The organism is Rhodocyclaceae bacterium (assembly GCA_020248265.1).
In the GTDB taxonomy this organism is placed as follows: Bacteria; Pseudomonadota; Gammaproteobacteria; order Burkholderiales; family CAIKXV01; genus CAIKXV01.
Genome location: JADCHX010000018.1, coordinates 36,951 through 57,504 on the forward strand (window position 1 = coordinate 36,951; position 20,554 = coordinate 57,504).

Below are 20,554 nucleotides of genomic sequence, written 5' to 3' on the forward strand. Positions count from 1 at the left end.
TCTCCTGGTTGCACGCTTCGCTGCAGTACGGGTACGCCCCGGTGTTCTAATGGTTCCAGGGCGCGTAGTGGTCGAGCAGCAGTGCGGCGAAGATCAGCGTCAGGTAGAGGATCGAGTAGCGGAAGGTGCGCCGCGCGAGCCAGTCGCTGTAGTTCGTGTACAGCCGCCATGCATACCAGAGGAACACGCCGCCCAGCACTACCGCCGACACCATGTACAGCCAGCCGCTCATGCGGATGGCGAAGGGCAGCAGCGAACAGGCGAACAGGATGACGGTGTAGAGCAGCACAGACAGCTGGGTGAATCGGTCGCCATGGGTGACCGGAAGCATCGGGATGCCTGCCTTCGCGTACTCGTGCTTGCGATAGAGCGCCAGCGCCCAGAAGTGCGGCGGCGTCCATGCGAAGATGATCAGGAACAGCACCAGCGCCGCCGGCGACACCTCTCCGGTGATCGCTGCCCAGCCGAGCACCGGCGGCATCGCGCCCGACGCGCCCCCGATCACGATGTTCTGCGGGGTCAACGGCTTCAGTACCACGGTATAGATGATCGCGTAACCGACGAAGGTGGCCAGCGTGAGCCACATGGTCAGCGTATTGACCAGGTTGTGCAGCACCAGCAGCCCGACGCCGCCGACCAGCCCCGCGAACACCAGCGTCTGCAACGAATTGACGTTGCCGCTGGGCAGCGGACGCCCACGAGTACGTGCCATCACCGCGTCGATCTTCTGTTCGATCAGACAGTTGACCGCAGCAGCCGCGCCGGCGACCAGGGCAATGCCGACGGTCGCGAACAACACCGGCGACAGCGGCGGCAGGGTACCGGGTGCAGTAGCGAGGAACATGCCGATGACCGCCGTGAAAACGATCAGAGACACCACGCGCGGCTTCGTCAGTTCATAGAACTGACGCAGGGTGCCCCCGGTCAGGGCGAGAGTCTGGGACATCGATCGGGTCTCGTCTGCTTCAGCCGCACCAGGCGGTTGGCCGGCGCGGCGATGGCCCGGGCTTTGAGTGGTTGTTCAGGTCAGGCATGCAAGGCCTGAGTGGAGCCTTTCGAGGCCGGCGCGGTACGCGCATCGACAGCAGCCGGCCGCGTGATCATGAATTTTAGCATCACGACAGAACAAAGCAGCAGGGCTGCGCCGAAGTTGTGAAGAGTGGCGAGCCAGAGCGGCAGCAGCCACACCACGTTCAGGATGCCGATCGTCACCTGTGCCACGAGCAGCAGCAGCATAGAGGCGGCAGCCACGGACACGCCGGGGATACGCAGCGCGAGCAGGCCGAGCATACCCAGGTAGGCCGTGATCACCAGCGCGCCGAGCCGATGCGCCCACTGGATCGCGTTCAGCGACTCGTGCGACAGCGGTGATCCGTCGGGCGCCTCTCCCAGTTCGCGCAGGACATGGAAGCCGTGCTGGAAGTCCATCGGCGGCAGGAACGTGCCGTGGCAGGTCGGGAAGTCGAGGCAGGTCAGCGCCGCGTAGTTCGTGCTGACCCAGCCGCCGAGGATGATCTGCCCGATCAACAGCACGATACCCCCGGCAGCCCATGGGACCAGCCGCGCGGCGCGCTCGACCGCGACGCGGCCGCGGTCGACGAACTCGCCAATCGCCATCCGGAACAGCACGGACAGGATCAGCATGCCGCCGAGCAGGTGCAGCGTGACGACGCCGGGCTTGAGCAGCAGCGTGACGGTGAACTTGCCGAGCATCGCCTGTGCCAGCAGCAGCAGCAGCAGGCCCGTACCCAGCCAGTGGGCGTCGCTGCCCGGCAGGCGCACCGCGGACGCCGCCTGGCGCAGCCGGTTGCGCCAGGCGATCACTGCGATGCCGAGGATCAGCAGGCCGAGCGACATCGCAAGATAGCGATGGATCATCTCGACCCAACCCTTGAACGGATCTATCTCGGCGCCGGGGAAACGTTCGCTCGCGCGAGCGATCTCGGCCGCGGTATCGGGTGCCGTCAGCTGGCCATAGCAACCGGGCCAGTCGGGACAACCGAGGCCGGAATCGGTCAGGCGGGTATAGGCACCGACGACCACGACGATGATCGTGAGCAATGGCGCGAGCAGCAGGAGCTTTCTGTACATCATCCGATCCTCGAGTACTTGAGCAGGCGCGTCATGTCCTTGCGGATACGCGTGGCGTCGGCATCCGGCGGATAGCGCATCATCAGGTTGCCGAGCGGGTCGACCAGCCACAAGTGGTCGCGCAGCGTGCTGCCCGGTTGCACCGGCAGTGCATCGAGCAGGGCCTGCGGCGGGCGGCGCACGACCCAGGTGCCGGCATAGGGTTCATGCAGGCGGGCAGCAGGCTCGCTACGGTCGTCGACCAGCCAGACGCGCTCGACCCGTTCCATTTCCTTGCCCTGCATCGTGCGCAACTGGCGCAGCTGCCAGATCTTGCGCTCGCAGCGCGCATCGCACTCGGCACCATCGGCCATCACCAGGAACCACTTGCCGCGCAGGGTCGGCGCCGCCTGCGGCACCTGCGACGTACCCGGCAAAGGCGCGCCGGCCGGGGCCGCGGGTACGCCAGGACCCGGGGTAGCGGGGACACCGGCGGCCGCAGCCGCCGCAGGCGGCACGACCGGAAACATCGGCTCCAGCGCGATCTCGGGCAGCACCACCGGCTGCACCAGCTCGCCGTAGTTGCTGTACTCGCCCGGTTTCCAGAAGAACCAGAGCAGGTAGGGTCCGAACGCCGGCGTGGCGCAGACCAGCACCAGCACGATCAGCGGCAACTTGCGGCGCAACCCGGGCGGCAGCTTCATGTCGCCTCCGTTTGGTGGATCGATGCACCGGTTCGGCGCAGGCTGAGCACCAGCCAGACGATCACCCCGATAGCGGCGAAACTGAACCATTGCAGGGCATAGCCGCGGTGCTTGTCGATGCCTGCATCGGGCCGCGGCCAGTTGCGCGCGAGCGTGTCGGACGCGCCGGTGCCGGGCCCGCTCCCCTCGAGTGCCGCAGTCTGCAGCAGGGCCACAGGCAGCAGATCGAGCGTCCAGCGTTCCCTTGCCCGTTCGATCGTCCAGTTCTGCCAGCGAAGTGCGTCGTCGGTGCCGGCCCGCAATTCCATGAAACGCTCGCCAGGCACGAAGGCCAGGCCCTGTACGCGCACCTCGCCCGCGGGCGTCTCGATCACAGGCAGGCGCTCGCGCTGGCGTGGCGCTGCGATCCATCCGCGGTTGACCAGGAGCACACGGTCGCTGCCGGACAGTCGCAGCGGCGTCAGCACCTCGTAGCCCGGGACGCCATCGCGCAGGCGGTTGTCGAGGAATACCACCCGACCGGCGTCGAAGCGACCCGTCGCCTCGACCGGATGCCAGGCGAAAGAGGCCGGATCGCCGGGCGGGACCGACTGCACGGGCACCGGCGGGGCCTCGGCTGCCGCCTCGATGCGCTGCTGCAACGCGACCTTGTAGGCCGCGCGGTCGAGCTGCCAGCGACCGGCCGACAGCGTCAGCACGAGCACCGCGAGCAGCACAAGCGTAGGAATCCACTCGGGGCGGAAACGACGCGGGCCAGCGGCAGCACGGCCGGGAACAGCCGATGCCGAAGACGGCGGCGGCACTGCATCGGCTAGACTTCCTGTTCCATTACCGGACGTTGCCATGACTATCCTGATCGTCGGCTTCCTGGTGCTGATCCTCGCCAGCCTGGGGTCGGCGCTGTTCTACCTGTTCAACGACAGGGGAAACTCGACCCGCACGGTCCGCGCGCTCACGCTGCGCGTCGGCCTGTCGGTGGCGTTGTTCCTGTTACTGATGCTCGCGCATTTCAGCGGGCTGATCACGCTTCGCGGCTCTGCCCTATAGCAAATTCTGCGAGGGGCACGCTTGTGACGAGGCTGCCGATTCCCGACAGCGTCGGCATGCAGGGGGCGCAGGGCGAGAATCGCGCCTGCGGCCACATGGCCCCTTCGCCGAGGGCCGGATGGGCGGCCCCGGAGGGCCGCAGGCGCCAGACCGGCAGGCGCCCCGTCCGACAGCCTGCGTTACAGCGCGTAGACGACGACGAACAGCAGTAACCAGACGACGTCGACGAAGTGCCAGTACCAGGCGACGCCCTCGAAGCCGAAGTGGTTCTCGGGCGTGAAGTGGCCTTTCGCGCAGCGGATCGTGATCACGATCAGCATGATGGTGCCGATCGTCACGTGGAAGCCGTGGAAACCGGTCAACATGAAGAACGTCGCGCCGTAGGCACCCATGTCGAGCTGCAGGTTCAGGTCGCGCCAGGCGTGCACATACTCGTAGCCCTGCACGAACAGGAAGACGGTGCCCAGGGCGATCGTAGCGACCATCCAGCGCACCAGCGCCGGCCGGTTGTTCGCGAGCAGCGCCCAATGCGCCAGCGTGATCGTGACGCCGGAGGCCAGCAGCAGCATCGTGTTGATCGCCGGCAGGCCGAACGCGGAGATCGTCTGGAACGACTCGCGGATGCCCGGCCCGGCGACTGGCCAGGACGCCGTGAACTCAGGCCAGAGCAGGCGGCTGTCGAGGCTGCCAAGGTCCGGCACCGAGATCACCCGCATGTAGAACAGCACACCGAAGAACGCGGCGAAGAACATCACCTCGGAGAAGATGAACCAGCCCATCGACCAGCGGAAGGAGACGTCGACCCGCTTGCTGTACAGGCCACCTTCGCTCTCGCCGATCACCGTACCGAACCAGCCGAACAGCATGTAGAAGAGGATGCAGAGGCCACCGATCAGCACGAACTTGCCCCAGCCGACGTCGTTCATCCAGAGCGCCGTGCCCAGCGCCATGAAGAACAGCGCGAACGACCCGAAGATCGGCCAGGTCGAAGGCTGCGGGACGAAATAGTGGGGTGCAGTGCTGCTGCTCGCGGTGGCCGACTGGCTCATGGGCAACTCCGTTGGACCTTGGCGGTCTCTACTGGATCTTGGATTGCGGTGCCGCCACCCCTGCCGATGCAGCCGCCGTGGCCAGCGGGGTACCCGCCTGTGCACGGCCAGCCACCTCGAAGAAGGTGAACGACAGGGTTATTGTATTCACATCGGACGGCAGGGATGGATCGACCACGAAAGCGATCGGCATCTGCCGCGTCTCGCCGGCGGCCATTTCCTGCTTGTCGAAGCAGAAGCATTCGATCTTGCGGAAGAACTGCGAGGCCAGCATCGGTCCGTAGCTGGGGATCGCCTGCCCGGTGACCGCACGGCCGGCGACGTTCGAAACCTCGTACACGACGGTCGCGATCTCGCCAGGATGCACCTGCACGCTGGTCTCGAGCGGCTTGAAGGTCCAGGGCAGGTTGCTGCGCAGGTTGGCGTCGAACTCGACGGTGATGCGGCGGCTGGTGTCGACCTGGGTATTCGCCGGCTTGTGGTCGTCGCGCTTCACGATGCGATTGAGGCCGGTGACATCGCACAGCTTCTCGTAGAAAGGCACCAGCGCGAAGCCGAAGCCGAACATGAGCACCGTGACGACCAGGAGCTTGCGCAGGGTCACCCGGTTGTCGGATGCCGTCGTACAGGCATCCGGGACGCCATGTCCGGGTTGCATCGCCGCAGGCCTGTCGCTGCCAACGTCCATCAGCCTGCCGTCCTTGCGACCTGGTAGACGTAGAAAGCGAACACCAGGACCGCAGCCGCCCCGAGCATCAGCGCCGTGCGCAGGGCGTTGCGGCGCTGTATGCGCTGGCGTTCGGCGGCCGGGAGGTTGTCGATGTCGAGGCTGGTCATGGTGTCCTGGCGATGCGCCTGCTCAGCGAACGACTGGCGGGACCTCGAAGGTGTGGTACGGCGCCGGCGACGGCACGCTCCACTCGAGGCCCTGAGCACCTTCCCAGGGCTTGTCTGCCGCCTTTTCGCCACCGCGGATGCACGACACCACGATGTAGAGGAACAGCAGCTGGGTGAAGCCGAAGCCGAACGCACCGATCGTCGAGATCATGTTGAAGTCGGCGAACTGGAGCGCGTAGTCAGGCACACGGCGCGGCATGCCGGCGAGGCCGAGGAAGTGCTGCACGAAGAAGGTGATGTTGAAGAAGATCACCGACAGCCAGAAGTGCGCCTTGCCCAGCGTCTCGTTGTACATGTGCCCGGTCCACTTGGGCAGCCAGTAGTACACGCCGGCGAACAGGGCGAACAGCGAGCCGGCCACCAGCACGTAGTGGAAGTGCGCCACCACGAAGTAGGTGTCGTGCAGCTGGATGTCGATCGGGGTGATCGCAAGGATCAGCCCGGTGAAGCCACCCATCGTGAACACGAAGATGAAGCCGCAGGCGAACAGCATCGGGGTCTCGAAGGTCATCGAGCCCTTCCACATCGTCGCCACCCAGTTGAACACCTTCACGCCGGTGGGCACCGCGATCAGCATCGTCGCGTACATGAAGAACAGCTGGGCGGTCGCCGGCATGCCGACGGTGAACATGTGGTGTGCCCAGACGATGAACGAGAGAATCGCGATCGACGAGGTGGCGTACACCATCGAGGTGTAGCCGAACAGCGGCTTGCGGGCGAAGGCCGGGATGATCTCCGACACGATGCCGAACGCCGGCAGGATCATGATGTAGACCTCGGGGTGCCCGAAGAACCAGAACACATGCTGGAACAGCACCGGATCGCCGCCCCCGGCCGCGTTGAAGAAGTGGGTATCGAAATGGCGGTCGGTCAGGATCATGGTGATCGCGCCGGCGAGCACCGGCATCACGGCGATCAGCAGGTAGGCGGTAATCAGCCACGTCCAGCAGAACAGCGGCATCTTCATCAGCGTCATGCCGGGCGCGCGCATGTTCAGGATCGTGGTGACGATGTTGATCGAGCCCATGATCGACGAGGCGCCCAGGATGTGCAGCGCGAAGATCGCGAGATCCATGCCGGGGCCCATCTGAACCGACAGCGGCGGGTACAGCGTCCAGCCACCGGCGGCGGCACCGCCCGGCACGAAGAACGAGATCACCAGCAGCAGCGCCGCGGGGGGCAGCAGCCAGAAGCTCCAGTTGTTCATCCGCGCGAAGGCCATGTCGGCAGCGCCGATCTGCAGCGGGATCATCCAGTTCGCGAAGCCGACGAACGCCGGCATGATCGCGCCGAACACCATGATCACGCCGTGCATCGTGGTGAGCTGGTTGAACACTTCGGGCTCGACCAGCTGCAGGCCGGGCTGGAACAGCTCGGAGCGCAGCAGCAGGGCCAGGATGCCCCCCACCAGGAACATCGTGAAGCTGAACCACAGGTACATCGTGCCGATGTCCTTGTGGTTGGTCGTCGTGATCCAGCGCATCAGCCCGGTCGGCTGGGCGTGCGCGTGGTGGTCATGGACGGCCGGATGGGAATGGGTGGCCTGCATGTCTCGTCTCCCTGGTGTACCTGGCGTAACGGGTTGTGCGCGATATATCGATGAAGATTCGGGGCGCGGCGCTGCCGGTGGATCCGGTCAGCCGCCGCTGGCGCTGCGCGCCGCGACGGCGGTTGCCGCGCGTGCCGGGGCATCGGCCGCCGGCGCTGCTGCAGCCGGGGCGACAGGCGCTGCTGCGGCCGGCGCAGGCGCCGCACCGGAACCGGCCGTACGGGCTTTCTGCCGCTCGGCGGCCCAGGCGCGGAAGTCCTCGACCGACTTCACCTCGACCACGATCGGCATGAAACCATGTTCCTTGCCGCACAGTTCGGCGCAGACGCCGCGGTAGACGCCCACGGCACTGGCCTTGAACCAGGTATCGCGGATAAAGCCCGGGATCGCGTCCTGCTTCACGCCAAGCGCAGGCACCCACCACGCATGCAGCACGTCGTTGGCGGTGGTGAGGATGCGGACCTTCTTCCCTACCGGCACTACAAGCCGATTGTCGACATCGAGCAGGTAGTCGGCTTCCTTCGGCTTGGAGTTCGTGCGTTCCTCGTAGGAGGTAGCCAGCGCGGAGTAGAACGCGATGCCGTCGGCGACATCCTTCAGGTCGCCCTCGCCCTTCAGGTAATCGTAGCCCCACTGCCACTGGTAGCCGGTGGCCTTGATGGTCAGGTCGGGCGACGAGGTATCTTTCATCGCGATCACCGTCTTCGTGGCCGGCCAGGCCATCAGGATCAGGATCAGGAACGGCACCACCGTCCAGACGATCTCGACCGTGGTGTTCTCGTGGAACTGGGCCGGCTCGTGGCCCACCGATTTCCGGTGGTAGATGATCGCGTAGAACATCGCGCTGAACACCGCCACGAAGATCACCGCGCAGAAGATCAGGACGAGCGTGTGCAGGTCGTAGATCTGCGAGGCGATCTCGCTGACCGGCGGTTGCAGGTTGTACTTCGACGCGGCCTGGTAAGCCGGGCCTGCGGCCTCCTGCGCGAAGGACGCCGCTGGGAGCAGCAGGCCGGCGATGCCGGCCAGGGCCGAAGGAATGCGGGGGTAGTGCGGACGATTCATGAAGACTCCGGTGTGCGATGCGACCTGCAGCCGTGGCATTGAATTCGGAAGGATATCGGAAGCAGTTTTCGGTGGTGCTGTTCGGTGCGTTCGACCAAGTGAGCTCAGGCAGCCGCGGCGCGCGCGTGGCGGATGCGGATGACCAGGTAATCGGCCGCGGCAGTGCGCTCGGCCTCGGTCATCAGGTGCCCGATCGGGTGCACCCGGCCATGCGAACGCAGTGCGAGCACGCTCTTGCGCGCGATGCCTGCCGGTTCGAAGACGACCTGCACCCAGTGCAGGTTGAAACGTGCCTCGGTAATCTGCCCGCGCATCGAGCGCCGCACGACGAGTTCATGACCGAGGATCGTGACTGTTTCGAAATCGCCGTCGCCAGCCCGCAGCCAGCGGAACGCGAACACGATCATCGCTACCTCGAGCCCGGCGAACGGCAGCACCAGCCATGCCCCCTGTGCCGTAACGACCGTGGCCACGACCAGCACCGGCACGCACATGCCGGCGGCGACCCAGCGCCGCACGGCGGGCGACAGCGATCGGTTCGGACGCGCAGTCAGGCTCAGGCCGACCGTAGGGTCAGAACGCTTCCGGTCTTCCGCTGGCACCGCGGTGATCGCAACGGAGCCCACATCGGCCTCGATCGTAGTGATTTCGAATCTCCCTGCGCGGCTGGCGACCGACAAGCCTGTACAGGACACCAGCCTGACCGACGGCGGACTTCTAGACCCGGTCCGCTGGCCGGAATGTGCGGCCGGATCGGCCGCGCCAACTGCATGCAGGAACAGACTTTCCGCACCTGCATGCAACGCGATGCGGACAGCATCCGGTGGTTCACCCTCGCTGTCCGGACATGTCCCGGTGGCCGATGCAGCCTGTTACGGGAGGCCTGCAACGACACTCGGATGAACCCCGGGTTGAACTTCGGGCCGGGTCAGACACGGCCCTTCAACATAGGTCTGAATCTAGCACAGCCGACAGGCGACCTTCAACCGCGCTGCCCTGTCTCAGGTGGGTTCGACGGCAGCCTCGATGCGATCGATCCGAACCTGCGCGGCCGCGCCGGTCCAGTCGGGAACGGGCGCATGGGACAGGCGCCCGACGCAGGGCGCGGGCAGCCAACGCTCCAGCGTACCGAATACCTCGTCGGCCCGCGCGAGTGCGGGATCGATCTCGTTCGCCAGCCATCCGGCCAGCGACAGCCCGCGCCGCTGCACGGCCTCGGCAGTAAGCAGCGCATGGTTGATGCATCCCAGCCGCAGCCCGACCACGAGCAGCACCGGAAAACCGAGTTCCACGGCAAGTGCCGCAGTGTCGGCGCCCGGACCCGGCTGGTCCGCCAGCGGCACGCAGAAGCCGCCGACGCCCTCGACCAGCAGCCAGTCGACCTGCGCGCCAGCGGCCCGCGCCGCCTCGACGATTTGCGCGGTGGACAGCGCAACGCCAGCCTGCCGGGCCGCCAGGTGCGGCGCGACCGGCTCGGCGAACCGGTACTGGTTGACCCACGCCGCCGGCAGCGCCACGTTCGCCGCCGCGACCGCGGAATCGATGTCCTCCCACGCGAGGGTGCTGCCGCCGCCCTCCGGCGCGCAGGCTCCGGAGGCAATCGGCTTCATCACGCCGACCCGGTGCCCGACGGCACCGAGCGCACGCGCGACGACCGCGCAGCTGCGCGTCTTGCCGATGCCGGTATCGGTACCGGTGACGAAAATCCCGCGCATTCGCGTCAGCCCCCGCCGCCAGGGCGGACGCGTTCGAAACGCACGATCGAGCGACCATCGGCGGTACGCCGCGGTTCGCCGCGCCACGCATGGCCGTAGACGACTTCGTAGGTGGCCGGCAGGCGGCCGTCGCTGCGGAAACGTTCGTAGGCTGCGACCACCCGGTCGAACGCATGCCGCCCCATCATGCCCTGGCGCCGGCCGGCGGTCGCATTGTGTGCACCGATCGCCTTCAGATCGCGCATGAGCGCCGGCAGCGTCGGGTAGGTGAGCGTGATCCGCTCCATGTCGACCACCGGTGTGACGAACCCGGCCTCCAGCAGCATGTCGCCGATGTCGTGCATGTCGGTGAAACGGCTGACATGGCTGTACCCATCGACTTCAGCGAATGCCGTGCGCAGCTCCTTCAGGGTATCGGGGCCGAAGGTGCTGAACATGACCAGCCCGCCCGGCCGGATGACCCGCGAGAACTCGCCCAGCGCCACCGGCAGATCGTTCACCCACTGCAGCGCGAGGTTCGACCACACCATGTCGATCGACCCGGACGCGAGCGGCAGGCGCTCGAGGTCGCCGCACACCGGCAGGCTACGCGCGCGTCCGCCGAGTGCCGACCGCCAGCGGGCTGGCTCCTTTGCCAGCGCGGTGCGCAGCATCGCCGGTGCGATGTCGAGCGCGAACCGCTGCGCCTTCGGGTAGCGCGCCGCCAGCGCCAGCGTGCCATGCCCGGTGCCGCTGCCAGCATCGAGCAGGCGCGACGGCTCGATGCGGATGTAATCGAGACGCTCGGCCATCCGGTCGCCGACCTCGCGCTGCAGGACCGCCGCACGGTCGTAGTCGGACGCGGCGCGCGAGAACGAGGCGCGGGTGGCGCGCTTGTCGATCACGTGCGGCTCGGTCGGGGGCAGGTTCATGTGCGGGATGCGGTCTCGTGCAGGAAGCGGTGCGAGGCACCGTCCATCTCGGCGATCGTAACGGCAAGTCGGCCGGCCTGTACGACGGGCAGCGCGTGCCCATCCGCGGCCACTGCCAGCCCGCGTGCACGCGGCAGCGCGGCGGCGAGCGCGTGCGCGGCCGCCACGGGCACCAGTGCATCCCGCTCGCCATGCACGAGGGCAACCGGGACGTCCAGCGCGGATAGCCTTCCGCGCAGATCCGCGCGGCGCAGGCAGTCGAGCCCTTCCATCATCGCGTCCGGAAAACCGGCAGCCGCCTCGCCAGGCAACGCACGGTCGAACGAACGCCGCAGGCGACGCGCCAGTGCCGGCGCATCCGCCGAACCCATCGCGCAGAGCGACGCCAGGCGTGACTGCGCCGCCGGAACCGAGGCCGCGGCGACAGCCGCGAATGCCTCGAACTCGGCGGCGGGCATGGCCGGGATCCAGCCGTCGCCGGCGACGAAGCGGGGCGTGGCGCCGACCAGGACCAGCGCCGCGATCGCCCCGGGATGGGCGAGCGCGCGGTCGACCGCCAGGGTCGCGCCGAGCGACCATGCACAGATACCGAAGGGCGGAGCGTCGCCGGCACGCACGGCTGCCGCACGCTGGTCGATGGCGGCGACAGCTGCCCTGCAGGCCACCGCCGTCGCGACGATCGTCGGCGGCAGGAAGGCCCGCAATTCATCGAACACCGATGCCGCGAAGCCCCAACCCGGCACCAGCAGCCAGTCGCCGATCGGCGCACGCGCGCGTTCATCCACGCCGCGCATCGATCTCGTGCATGGCCTCGCACAGTCGGTCGAGCTGCTCGAGCGTATGCGCGGCCGACAGCGAGATGCGCAGGCGGGCGCTGCCGGCGGGGACAGTCGGGGGCCGTATCGCCGGCACCAGCAATCCGCGCTCGGCCAGCGCCGCCGACAGGGCGAGGGCCTGCGCGGAGGCGCCCACCACCCACGGCTGTATCGCGGTCGACGACGGCAGCGCATGCCCGCTGCGCAGCCCGCGCACGCCCGCCTGCCAGCGCCGGATCAGGGCGCCCAGGTGTTCGCGCCGCTGCGGTTCCCGCTCGATCAGTGCCAGGCTCGCCTGCAGCCCGCAGGCGAGCATCGGCGGCAGCGCGGTCGTGAACACATACGTGCGCGCCGACTGCACCAGCGTGTCGATCACCTCGGGTGCGGCCGCGACAAATGCACCGAATACCCCGGCCGCCTTGCCCAGAGTGCCCATGTAGATCACCCGGTCGAGCACGTCGGACGGCTCGATGCCGAAGTGCGCCAGGCAGCCGCGACCGCCACCGAGCACGCCGAAGCCATGGGCATCATCGACCAGCAGCCAGGCATCGAAGCGGGCCGCCAGTTCGAGCAGTTCGGGCAACGGGGCGATGTCGCCGTCCATGCTGAACACGCCATCGACCATGATCATGCGCACCCGCGCATCGCTGGTGGCCAGCTGGCGCTCCAGCGCCGCGAGGTCGCCGTGCGGATGACGGTGGAAGGTGGCGCGCGACAGCAGCGCGCCGTCGTTCAGGCAGGCATGGTTCAGCCGGTCGCCGAACACGGCGTCGCCACGGCCGAGCAGGGCGGTGGCGATGCCGAGATTGGCCATGTAGCCGGTCGAGAACAGCAGGGCCGCCGGGAACCCCGAAAAGCGGGTGAGGTCGCGCTCCAGCGCCTCGTGCGCATCGGTATGCCCGGTCAGCAGGTGCGAGGCCCCAGCCCCGGTACCGTAGCGCCGTACGCCCTCCTCGACCGCGCGAGCGATCCCGGGATGCGCCGCGAGGCCGAGGTAGTCGTTGCTGCAGAACGACACGAAATCGCGGCCGTCGATGGTCACGGACACGCCCTGCGGCGATTCCAGCCGGCGACGGGTACGCCTCAGCGAGTCGGCCTCCAGCCCGGCGAGCCGCGCTGCGAGGTCGGACAGCCTGGTCACCGCGCCTCAGGTTCCCGGCGCGAGGAGGGCGCCAGCTGCCGCCGGCGTCGTCGCGGGGTCGAGCCCGTGGATGCCGAGCCTGTCGAACAGCGCATGGTCGCGCTCGACATCGGGATTACCAGTGGTGAGCAGGCGATCGCCGTAGAAGACCGAGTTGGCCCCGGCGAGGAAGCACAGCGCCTGCACGGATTCCGACATCTCTTCCCGGCCGGCCGAGAGCCGGACCATCGCCCGCGGCATCGCGATGCGCGCGACGGCCACGGTGCGCACGAACTCGAGCGGGTCGAGCGCGTCCTCGTTCTCGAGCGGCGTGCCCGGCACGCGCACCAGGTGGTTGATCGGCACGCTCTCCGGGTACGGCTGGAGGTTGGCGAGCGTCGCGATCAGCCCCGCCCGCTGGCGCCGCGTCTCTCCCATGCCGACGATGCCTCCGCAGCAGACGTTCATGCCGGCCGACCGGACCTGTGCCAGCGTGTCGAGCCGGTCATCCTGGCTACGCGTCGACACGATGTCGCCGTAGAACTCGGGGGCGGTATCGAGGTTGTGGTTGTAGTAATCGAGGCCGGCATCGCGCAGTTGCCCGGCCTGCCCTGGCTTGAGCATGCCGAGCGTCGCGCAGGTCTCCAGGCCGAGCGCGCGCACCTGGCGCACCATCGCCAGCACCGGCTCGAGGTCGCGCTGCTTCGGGCTACGCCATGCGGCGCCCATGCAGAAGCGCGTCGCGCCATTGGCCTTCGCGGCGCGGGCAGCTTCGACCACCGCGTCCACCGACAGCATCGCCTCGTTGCCCACGCCCGTGTCGTACCGGGCGGCCTGCGGGCAGTAGCCGCAGTCTTCGGGGCAGCCGCCGGTCTTGATCGACAGCAGCGTCGAGCGCTGGACCGCGTTCGGATCATGGTGCTCGCGATGGACGGTCTGTGCCCGGAACATCAGGTCCGCGAACGGAAGGTCGAACAGCGCTGCCACTTCGTCGACCGACCACGATCGCGGGCTGGACGGGGAATCGGGGCGATACGGAGGTTTCTCGAGGGTGTCCATGGACTCGGGCTGTCGAACAATGAAAGGCATTCCTTGCCGAACGATGATCGGTCGCCCATGACGCGATGTCAAACCACGTTCAATCCTGCTTTCGATCCGGCGTCCGCCGGCATGTCCGGCGGCGCGCCGCGCGCGTCGGCCTGGCGGCGTCTGCACAGGCTGTGGTCGGGCCCCGCGCCCTGCGCCTTGTGCGGTGCCGCCAGCGAAGCGTGCGAATCGCTATGCGACGGATGCCATCGCGACCTGCCGTGGCTCGACGGCAACGCCTGCCCGCGCTGTGGCGAACCGGCCGGCGCTCCCGCGCGTGCGCCAGAGACCGGCGCACCTGCGCGCTGCAACCGCTGCGCGCGCGAACCGCCGCCGTTCGAACGGCTCGTCGCCGCACTCGATTACCGCTTTCCGGTTGACGCCATGATCCGGCGCCTGAAATTCGAAGGCGAACTGTGGCTGGTCCCGGTGCTGGCCGGACTCCTGCTCGAGCGCTGTGCCAGCGCCGCCCGGCCGCAATGCCTGCTGCCGGTGCCGCTGTCTGACCAGCGGATCGCCGAACGCGGCTTCAATCAGTCGGCCGAGATCGCGCGCCTGCTGTCGAAGCAGACCGGCATCCCGATGCGTCTGGAGGTCCTGCGCCGCGCGCGCGACACCTTGCCCCAGTCAGAGCTGCCGCTGGCCGGACGCGCGGATAACCTGCGCCGCGCCTTCGTGGTCGACCGTCCGATCGACGGCCTGCATGTTGCGCTCGTGGACGACGTGACCACCACTGGCGCCACCGGTGCCGAAGCCGCGCACGCGCTGCTGCGCCAGGGCGCCGCTCGCGTCGACCTGTGGACGGTAGCGCAGACGCTGCGCCGACGTCCTGCATGACCCCGCGGAGCGGCGCGGCGCCTGCCGCCGACCGACCTCCGGCAGACAGCGGCGATGTCCACCCGGCCGCACGAATGGACGGCAATGGCCAGCCGGGGTAATGTCGATCCGGTATCGGCCGGTCTTCCTGCATCCTTTCCGATGGATGCGCGCCAGACCTTGAACCTGCCCCGCGTTTCCGGCCAGCCCGCGGCCGGTTTCACGGGCAGCACACTGCATCCGCTCCCATCCAGGGATCGGCACTTCTTCACGCAATCCGAGGTATTTCGACATGACCCTGATGCTCCTGGGCCTGATCCTCTTCCTCAGTGTCCACTCGACGCGTATCTTCGCCAGCGGCTGGCGCGATGCGATGATCGCGAAGCTCGGACCCAACGGCTGGAAAGGGCTGTGTTCCCTGGTCTCGCTCGTCGGACTGGTGCTGATCGTGATCGGCTACGGCGCCACCCGCACCGACCCGGTCTTCCTGTGGCAGCCGCCGGTCTGGACCCGGCATGCCGCCTCCCTGTTGACGCTCGGTGCCTTCGTGCTGCTGGTCGCCGCCTACATTCCGTCGAACCGGATCAAGGCGGCGATCGGCCATCCGATGGTGGCTGGGGTGAAGCTGTGGGCTTTCGCCCACCTGCTCGCCAACGGCACGCTGGCCGACATCGTGCTGTTCGGCAGCTTCCTGGCATGGGCAGTCGCCGACTTCATCTCGGCACGGCAGCGCGATCGCGCAGCCGGAGTGACGTACAACAGCGCCACGCTACCCACGGTGGCCACCGTCGTGCTGGGCATCGCGCTGTGGGCAGTCTTCGCGTTCTGGCTGCACCGGGTGCTGATCGGCGTCGCGCCCTTCGGCCGCTGAGCGGCCGGGGTCATCGGCCGCTGAGCGGCTCGGCGTCATCGGCCGCTGAGCGGCCGGCGTCAGTCCTTCGGGCCGGTGTGCCAGGCCGGCCAGCGTTCCAGCACCGCCGGGCCATCGCTGCGGTAGATGTGGCAGGAATCGATCTGGTAGGGACGCTTGTCCGGAGGGCGCAACTGGTCGCGGGCGGCGCGCGCACGGCCGGTCGCCTGGTAGGCGGTGGTTGCCATCGGCCCGAGCAGTTCCAGCAGGTGGGTACAGCCGCGCGTGCCGCCGAGCACCTCCAGCGTCCTGCGCCGCCAGCCCGGCCCGATCTTCAGTCCGACCAGCGCCTTGAACGCCGGGGCAATGTCGCCGCAGCCGCTGTAGGGCGACGCTTCCGTCACCGCCTCGCAGTCGTGAATCAGGAAGTCCAGGTCGATGGTCAGCCGGATACGCATCTGGTGGATCGGTTCACCCGGCGCACGGGGCTCGCCACCATCGCGCCGCTGGTGGACATGGGCCTTCACGTCGATCATGAAGCCCTCGATGTCCCAAAGGCCATCCTCGCGCTGGAAACCCTGGCATTCGACGCGGCGGACATGGATCGCGGTACGCGGGGCAGGTTCGGACAGTGGCATCTGGAAAACGTTGCTTCGGCGGTTGGAGGGAACTGCCATCAGCCCGCAGGCTGCGCCCCGGATCGGCTGCGCCGCGCGGCCACGCGTTCGAGCACGTCGCGCTGTTCTTGGGCTGTGTAGATCGACCAGTGGGCAATCTCGTCCAGCGAGCGGAAGCAGCCGCGGCAGGCGTCGAGGTCCTTGTCGTAGAGGCAGACCAGCACGCAGGGCGACGCCACCGGCGCCTCGGCATCCGCCGCATCGGCAGTCCCGGGCAGCGATCGGGAAGTCGGGAGCGTCACGGCCATGGCCTCGGTGTCCTGCAGTCGGGGAGCGCGCCTGCGGCGCGTCGGGCCCGTATTGTCCGGCATGCCGCGCTGCAGCGCCAGCCTGCGACACTCGCTCAGGAAGCCAGGCTGCGTTCGCGCCCGGCCAGCCGCGCGCGTGCCGCACGCGATCCAGTCCGGCGCCCCAGTGCCTCGCTGATGAAGCAGCCGGCATCGACCAGCCGGTCGAAGTCGACGCCGGTCTCGATGCCCATGCCGTGCAGCATCCACACCACGTCCTCGGTCGCGACATTGCCGGTCGCCCCGGGCGAATACGGGCAGCCGCCGAGGCCGGCCACCGAGGCATCGACCGTCGCCACGCCGTGCTCGAGCATCGCGAGCGTATTGGCCAGCCCCTGTCCCCAGGTATCGTGGAAATGTCCGGCCAGCCGCGCGGCCGGCACCTGCGCGATCAGCAGGTCGAACAACCGGTGCACGGACCCCGCAGTGCCGATGCCGGTCGTGTCGCCGATCGACACCTCGTAGCAGCCGAGATCGAGCAACCGGCGCGTCACGTCGAGCACGCGCGCGGCAGCCACCTCGCCTTCGTACGGACAGCCGAACGCCACCGAGACGTATCCGCGCACCCGCCAGCCCTGTGCAAGCGCGGCGCGGGTGACCTCGGCGAATCGCGTCAGCCCTTCGTCGATGGTGCAGTGGGTGTTCTTCAGAGAAAACGCCTCGCTGGCTGCCGAGAACACAGCGATCTCTTCCAGCGCGATGCCGCTCGCCTGCTGGTACGCGAGTGCGGTCTCGAACCCCTTCATGTTCGGCACCAGTACCGGGAACCGCGTGCCGGGCGGCCGCGCGATCTCCGACAGCACCTCCGCGGTCCCGGCCATCTGCGGCACCCATTTCGGCGACACGAAAGCGCCCGACTCGACCATCGAGAGGCCCGCCGACGCGAGCCGGTCGATGAGTGCCACGCGCGTCGCCACCGGGATGCTGCCCGGCTCGTTCTGCAGCCCGTCGCGCGGCCCGACCTCGACCACGCGCACGGCAGCGGGCAGCAGGCCAGTTCTGTTCGTGGCCGCGCTCACCGCTTCGCTTCGGCGACCCAGCGGGCGGCTCGCTTTTCCAGGAATGCAGTGACGCCCTCGCGGCCCTCGGGGCTGGCGCGCAGCGCGGCGATCCGGCGCGCCGACTCCGCGACAAGTGCCTCGTCGATCGGGCGCCCCACCGCTTCGGCGACCCAGGCCTTGCACTCGGCCAGCGCACACGGGCCGCCGAGCAGCAGTTGCCCGGCCAGCACATCGATCCTGGCATCGAGCGCCGCCGCGTCGACCACCTCGTGTACCAGCCCGAGCCGCAACGCTTCGGCGGCGTCGAATTTCTCCGCGGTGAGGCCGTAGCGGCGCGCCTGGCGCTCGCCGATGGCAGCCACGACGTAGGGCGTGATCACGGCCGGGATCATGCCCAGCCGGACTTCCGTCAGGCAGAACGTGGCCTCGGGCGCCGCCACCGCGATGTCGCAGCAGGCAACCAGCCCGAGCCCGCCGGCGAACGCCGGCCCGTGCACGCGCGCGAGGGTCGGCTTGCGGAACGTGTAGAGCGTGTGCATCAGCCGCGCCAGCCCCAGCGCATCCTCGACGTTCTGCGCCTCGGAATAGCCGGCCATGCGCTTCATCCAGTTGAGGTTGGCGCCCGCGGAAAAACTCCGGCCGCTGGCCGCGAGCACTACCACTCTCACAGCGGCATCGGCGGCGAGGTCGTGCAGCGCGCCGGTGAGCGCCGCGATCATCGCGTCGTCGAACGCGTTGTGTATATCGGGCCGGTCCAGTGTCACCGTGGCGATGCCCCGGACATCGACGGCGACGGTGATGCCGGTCACGGCGTCGGGTGATGGGGCCATGGCGGATCCCTTCGGCAAAAAAAGGGATTGTGCCGCAGGCAGGGCGGTTACGAATACGCCATGCCCTGCGACGCATCCGCCGGGAACACCCTGCGCCGCGCCACCGTCAATCGGCGAATTGACCCGCCTTGGCGATGATCGGCCCCCACAACGCGATCTCCTTCGTCAGGTGCGCGCGCAATCCTTCGGGCGTCGCCAGCGCAGGAGCCACGCTGACGGCCCCGAACTCGGCGATGCGGGCATTGAACGTCGCATCCCTGATGGTGGCGTTCAGGACCTTGTTCAGGCGCTCGAGTACCGGCCGGGGCGTTCCCCGGGGGGCGTACAGGCCGTGCCAGACGTTGAGTTCGAAACCGCTCAGGCCCTGCTCGGCCAACGTCGGCACATCGGGCAACTGCGCCAGGCGCTTCGGAGACGTGACCCCTATGGCGCGGACCTTGCCGGCCTTGATCTGGCTGACCGTATTGCTGGTCTGGTCGCAGAGAACATCCACCTGCCCGCCGAGGAGATCGCTCATGGCCGGCGCCGTCCCCTTGTAGGCGACGGTGGTGAGGTCGATGCCGATAGAACTCATGAACAACAGGCCGCAGAGGTGCGACGCGGCGCCCAGCCCGGCATTGGCGATCGTGGTCTTGTCGCGGTTGCCCTTAAGATAGGTGATCAGGTCTTTCAGGCCGGTGACCGGCAGGTTCGCACGCGTCAACAGGGTCATCGGCACGTCGGCGACCTGGCCGATCGGTTCGAGGTCTTTCAACGGATCGAAAGGCAGCCGCTTGTACAGCGCTGGAGCGGTCGACATCCCGATGTGCATCAGCAGTACCGTATAGCCGTCCGGCGTGGCGCGTACGACCTTGTTGACGCCGATGGTGCCGCCGGCGCCAGGCGCATTCTCGACCACGACGGTCTGCTTGAAGGATGCCTGGAACTGCTGCGCGAGCAGTCGCGCCATCGTGTCGGTCGGCCCGCCGGCCGCAAAGGGAACGATTACCGACACCGGGCGCGTCGGATACTCTTGCCCGCTGCTCGCGGCGGACAGCAGGCACAGGGGCAGCCCGACAGACCAGGCGGCGGTTTTCAGTTTCATGGCTATTCCTCCGGCGGCAATGTCAGCCAAGAAGCGGCGTGTCTTTGCACGCGGGTTGCTGACTGATGCCAAGACTTCGATCTGGTTTTTTACAGCATTATTACCAGTTTATTACAGTCTGTCGGATTTTCTTTTTGCATTCAATTTGTTTTCCGCGAAACAAGGCTCGCAGGGGCACTGGACGCTGAACGAACCGACTCGCCATGGCGTACGGCCTGGCGTTCATGCAGCGGGGATCGGTCGATCAGTCGATCAGTCGACCAGGACATCCGCGCCGCGGCAAAGCCATCCTGGTCACCGGCGCTTCGGGCATCGCATGGCCGGGACGGCCCGCTCGCAGATCTAGAACCGACCGTCAGAAAGCCAGCGAGCCACCTGGTCGAGCCGGTCGTTGCCCCAGAATGGCTCGCCGTCGACGATGAAGTAGGGGGAACCGAACACGCCGCGCTCGATCGCGCGCTGTGTCTCGGCGCGCGGGCGTTCCTTCACCGCCGGGTCGGACAGGGCCTCTGCCAGCGCCGGGCCCGCAATGCCCATCTCCGCCGCCACGTCGACGGTGACCTGTGGGCTGGAGATGTCCCGGCCGTCCGCGAAGTAGGCATGGAAAAGGGCCAGTGCAAGCCGTTTCGCCTTCTGCGGATCCTGCGCCGCCAGCCAGTAGAACGCACGGCAGGCGGCCTGTCCGCTGATCGGGAACTTCGACGGCTGCCGCCATGCGATGCCATGGAAGCGAGCGGTCCGGGCGACGTCGATGCGGGCGTAGTCGCCCTTCATCGGGATGGACGGCAGCGGACGGCCGCCGCTCACCTCGAACACCAGCCCGAGGAGGATCGGCCGCCACTCCACCGCGCGTCCGTGCATCTTCGCGATCGCATCGATGCGATGCGCTGCGAAGTAGCCATACGGCGACGAGAAGTCGAAGTAGAACTCGATCGGGCCCGCAGGCGCACCGCCGGCCCGGCCCGCGTCGCCGGAAGCCAT

General features: G+C 68.0%; 25 protein-coding genes. 4 read left to right on the forward strand and 21 right to left on the reverse strand.

Features of this window, described 5'->3' with window-relative positions:
- Positions 1-46: 46 nt before the first annotated feature.
- From ING98_15725 to ING98_15740, 4 genes are all read right to left on the reverse strand, one after another.
- Positions 47-946, reverse strand: coding sequence for a protoheme IX farnesyltransferase (locus ING98_15725; protein ID MCA3103314.1), 900 nt, complete (start codon positions 944-946; stop codon positions 47-49).
- 80 nt (positions 947-1,026) lie between these two features.
- The gene (locus tag ING98_15730; GenBank protein MCA3103315.1) at positions 1,027-2,094 is read right to left on the reverse strand and encodes a COX15/CtaA family protein; all 1,068 of its coding nucleotides are present in this window, start codon (positions 2,092-2,094) and stop codon (positions 1,027-1,029) included.
- Positions 2,091-2,774 carry a hypothetical protein gene (locus ING98_15735; GenBank protein MCA3103316.1) on the reverse strand — a complete coding sequence of 228 codons (684 nt, stop codon included), beginning with the start codon at positions 2,772-2,774 and terminating at the stop codon, positions 2,091-2,093. The genes ING98_15730 and ING98_15735 overlap by 4 nt, the downstream gene beginning before the upstream one ends.
- Entirely contained in the window at positions 2,771-3,490 is a 720-nt protein-coding gene (locus ING98_15740; protein MCA3103317.1) for an SURF1 family protein, read from the reverse strand. Before ING98_15740 ends, ING98_15735 begins: the two co-directional genes overlap by 4 nt.
- Positions 3,491-3,617: 127 nt before the next feature.
- Between ING98_15740 and ING98_15745 the strand changes: the two genes are divergently transcribed.
- Positions 3,618-3,821, forward strand: coding sequence for a twin transmembrane helix small protein (locus ING98_15745; GenBank protein ID MCA3103318.1), 204 nt, complete (start codon positions 3,618-3,620; stop codon positions 3,819-3,821).
- 179 nt (positions 3,822-4,000) lie between these two features.
- Here ING98_15745 and ING98_15750 read toward each other — a convergent pair whose 3' ends face one another.
- The 11 genes from ING98_15750 to bioB all read right to left on the reverse strand — a co-directional run bounded on the left by ING98_15750 (position 4,001) and on the right by bioB (position 14,001).
- Positions 4,001-4,870: a cytochrome c oxidase subunit 3 gene (locus tag ING98_15750; GenBank protein ID MCA3103319.1), complete on the reverse strand. Its 870-nt coding sequence runs from the start codon at positions 4,868-4,870 to the stop codon at positions 4,001-4,003.
- Between the two features lie 28 nt (positions 4,871-4,898).
- Positions 4,899-5,528, reverse strand: a complete 630-nt coding sequence (locus ING98_15755; GenBank protein ID MCA3103320.1) for a cytochrome c oxidase assembly protein — start codon at positions 5,526-5,528, stop codon at positions 4,899-4,901.
- A gap of 29 nt (positions 5,529-5,557) precedes the next feature.
- Positions 5,558-5,707: a hypothetical protein gene (locus ING98_15760; GenBank protein MCA3103321.1), complete on the reverse strand. Its 150-nt coding sequence runs from the start codon at positions 5,705-5,707 to the stop codon at positions 5,558-5,560.
- 22 nt (positions 5,708-5,729) lie between these two features.
- Positions 5,730-7,316, reverse strand: coding sequence for a cytochrome c oxidase subunit I (ctaD, locus tag ING98_15765; GenBank protein MCA3103322.1), 1,587 nt, complete (start codon positions 7,314-7,316; stop codon positions 5,730-5,732).
- Positions 7,317-7,403: 87 nt separating this feature from the next.
- A complete protein-coding gene (gene coxB / locus ING98_15770; protein ID MCA3103323.1) occupies positions 7,404-8,381 on the reverse strand; it encodes a cytochrome c oxidase subunit II in 978 nt (325 codons plus the stop codon).
- Between the two features lie 104 nt (positions 8,382-8,485).
- Positions 8,486-9,007 carry a DUF2244 domain-containing protein gene (locus ING98_15775; GenBank protein ID MCA3103324.1) on the reverse strand — a complete coding sequence of 174 codons (522 nt, stop codon included), beginning with the start codon at positions 9,005-9,007 and terminating at the stop codon, positions 8,486-8,488.
- A 375-nt stretch (positions 9,008-9,382) separates the two neighbouring features.
- Entirely contained in the window at positions 9,383-10,096 is a 714-nt protein-coding gene (gene bioD / locus ING98_15780; GenBank protein ID MCA3103325.1) for a dethiobiotin synthase, read from the reverse strand.
- A gap of 5 nt (positions 10,097-10,101) precedes the next feature.
- Complete coding sequence (bioC, locus tag ING98_15785) at positions 10,102-11,007, reverse strand: malonyl-ACP O-methyltransferase BioC (protein MCA3103326.1); 906 nt, start codon at positions 11,005-11,007, stop codon at positions 10,102-10,104.
- Positions 11,004-11,792: an alpha/beta hydrolase gene (locus ING98_15790; protein ID MCA3103327.1), complete on the reverse strand. Its 789-nt coding sequence runs from the start codon at positions 11,790-11,792 to the stop codon at positions 11,004-11,006. The genes bioC and ING98_15790 overlap by 4 nt, the downstream gene beginning before the upstream one ends.
- Positions 11,785-12,954 carry an 8-amino-7-oxononanoate synthase gene (gene bioF, locus ING98_15795; GenBank protein MCA3103328.1) on the reverse strand — a complete coding sequence of 390 codons (1,170 nt, stop codon included), beginning with the start codon at positions 12,952-12,954 and terminating at the stop codon, positions 11,785-11,787. Before bioF ends, ING98_15790 begins: the two co-directional genes overlap by 8 nt.
- A gap of 15 nt (positions 12,955-12,969) precedes the next feature.
- The gene (gene bioB / locus ING98_15800) at positions 12,970-14,001 is read right to left on the reverse strand and encodes a biotin synthase BioB (GenBank protein MCA3103329.1); all 1,032 of its coding nucleotides are present in this window, start codon (positions 13,999-14,001) and stop codon (positions 12,970-12,972) included.
- Between the two features lie 57 nt (positions 14,002-14,058).
- Between bioB and ING98_15805 the strand changes: the two genes are divergently transcribed.
- Both ING98_15805 and ING98_15810 read left to right on the forward strand, forming a co-directional pair.
- Complete coding sequence (locus ING98_15805; GenBank protein ID MCA3103330.1) at positions 14,059-14,865, forward strand: ComF family protein; 807 nt, start codon at positions 14,059-14,061, stop codon at positions 14,863-14,865.
- Positions 14,866-15,136: 271 nt separating this feature from the next.
- Positions 15,137-15,715 (forward strand): NnrU family protein, encoded by a 579-nt coding sequence (locus tag ING98_15810; GenBank protein MCA3103331.1) that lies wholly within the window; start codon positions 15,137-15,139, stop codon positions 15,713-15,715.
- A gap of 59 nt (positions 15,716-15,774) precedes the next feature.
- On the opposite strand, the gene ING98_15815 is transcribed toward ING98_15810, so the two are convergent.
- The 5 genes from ING98_15815 to ING98_15835 all read right to left on the reverse strand — a co-directional run bounded on the left by ING98_15815 (position 15,775) and on the right by ING98_15835 (position 19,573).
- Positions 15,775-16,332: a DUF2889 domain-containing protein gene (locus tag ING98_15815; GenBank protein MCA3103332.1), complete on the reverse strand. Its 558-nt coding sequence runs from the start codon at positions 16,330-16,332 to the stop codon at positions 15,775-15,777.
- A gap of 38 nt (positions 16,333-16,370) precedes the next feature.
- Positions 16,371-16,619, reverse strand: a complete 249-nt coding sequence (locus tag ING98_15820) for a DUF1289 domain-containing protein (protein MCA3103333.1) — start codon at positions 16,617-16,619, stop codon at positions 16,371-16,373.
- Positions 16,620-16,714: 95 nt separating this feature from the next.
- Positions 16,715-17,650: a hydroxymethylglutaryl-CoA lyase gene (locus ING98_15825; GenBank protein ID MCA3103334.1), complete on the reverse strand. Its 936-nt coding sequence runs from the start codon at positions 17,648-17,650 to the stop codon at positions 16,715-16,717.
- A gap of 23 nt (positions 17,651-17,673) precedes the next feature.
- Positions 17,674-18,489 (reverse strand): enoyl-CoA hydratase/isomerase family protein, encoded by an 816-nt coding sequence (locus ING98_15830; GenBank protein ID MCA3103335.1) that lies wholly within the window; start codon positions 18,487-18,489, stop codon positions 17,674-17,676.
- Positions 18,490-18,595: 106 nt separating this feature from the next.
- Positions 18,596-19,573 (reverse strand): tripartite tricarboxylate transporter substrate binding protein BugD, encoded by a 978-nt coding sequence (locus ING98_15835; protein ID MCA3103336.1) that lies wholly within the window; start codon positions 19,571-19,573, stop codon positions 18,596-18,598.
- Between ING98_15835 and ING98_15840 the strand changes: the two genes are divergently transcribed.
- A complete protein-coding gene (locus ING98_15840) occupies positions 19,572-19,919 on the forward strand; it encodes a hypothetical protein (GenBank protein ID MCA3103337.1) in 348 nt (115 codons plus the stop codon). The genes ING98_15835 and ING98_15840 overlap by 2 nt on opposite strands.
- Here the strand turns inward: ING98_15840 and ING98_15845 are convergent.
- Positions 19,916-20,554, reverse strand: a complete 639-nt coding sequence (locus ING98_15845) for a 2-hydroxychromene-2-carboxylate isomerase (GenBank protein MCA3103338.1) — start codon at positions 20,552-20,554, stop codon at positions 19,916-19,918. The genes ING98_15840 and ING98_15845 overlap by 4 nt on opposite strands.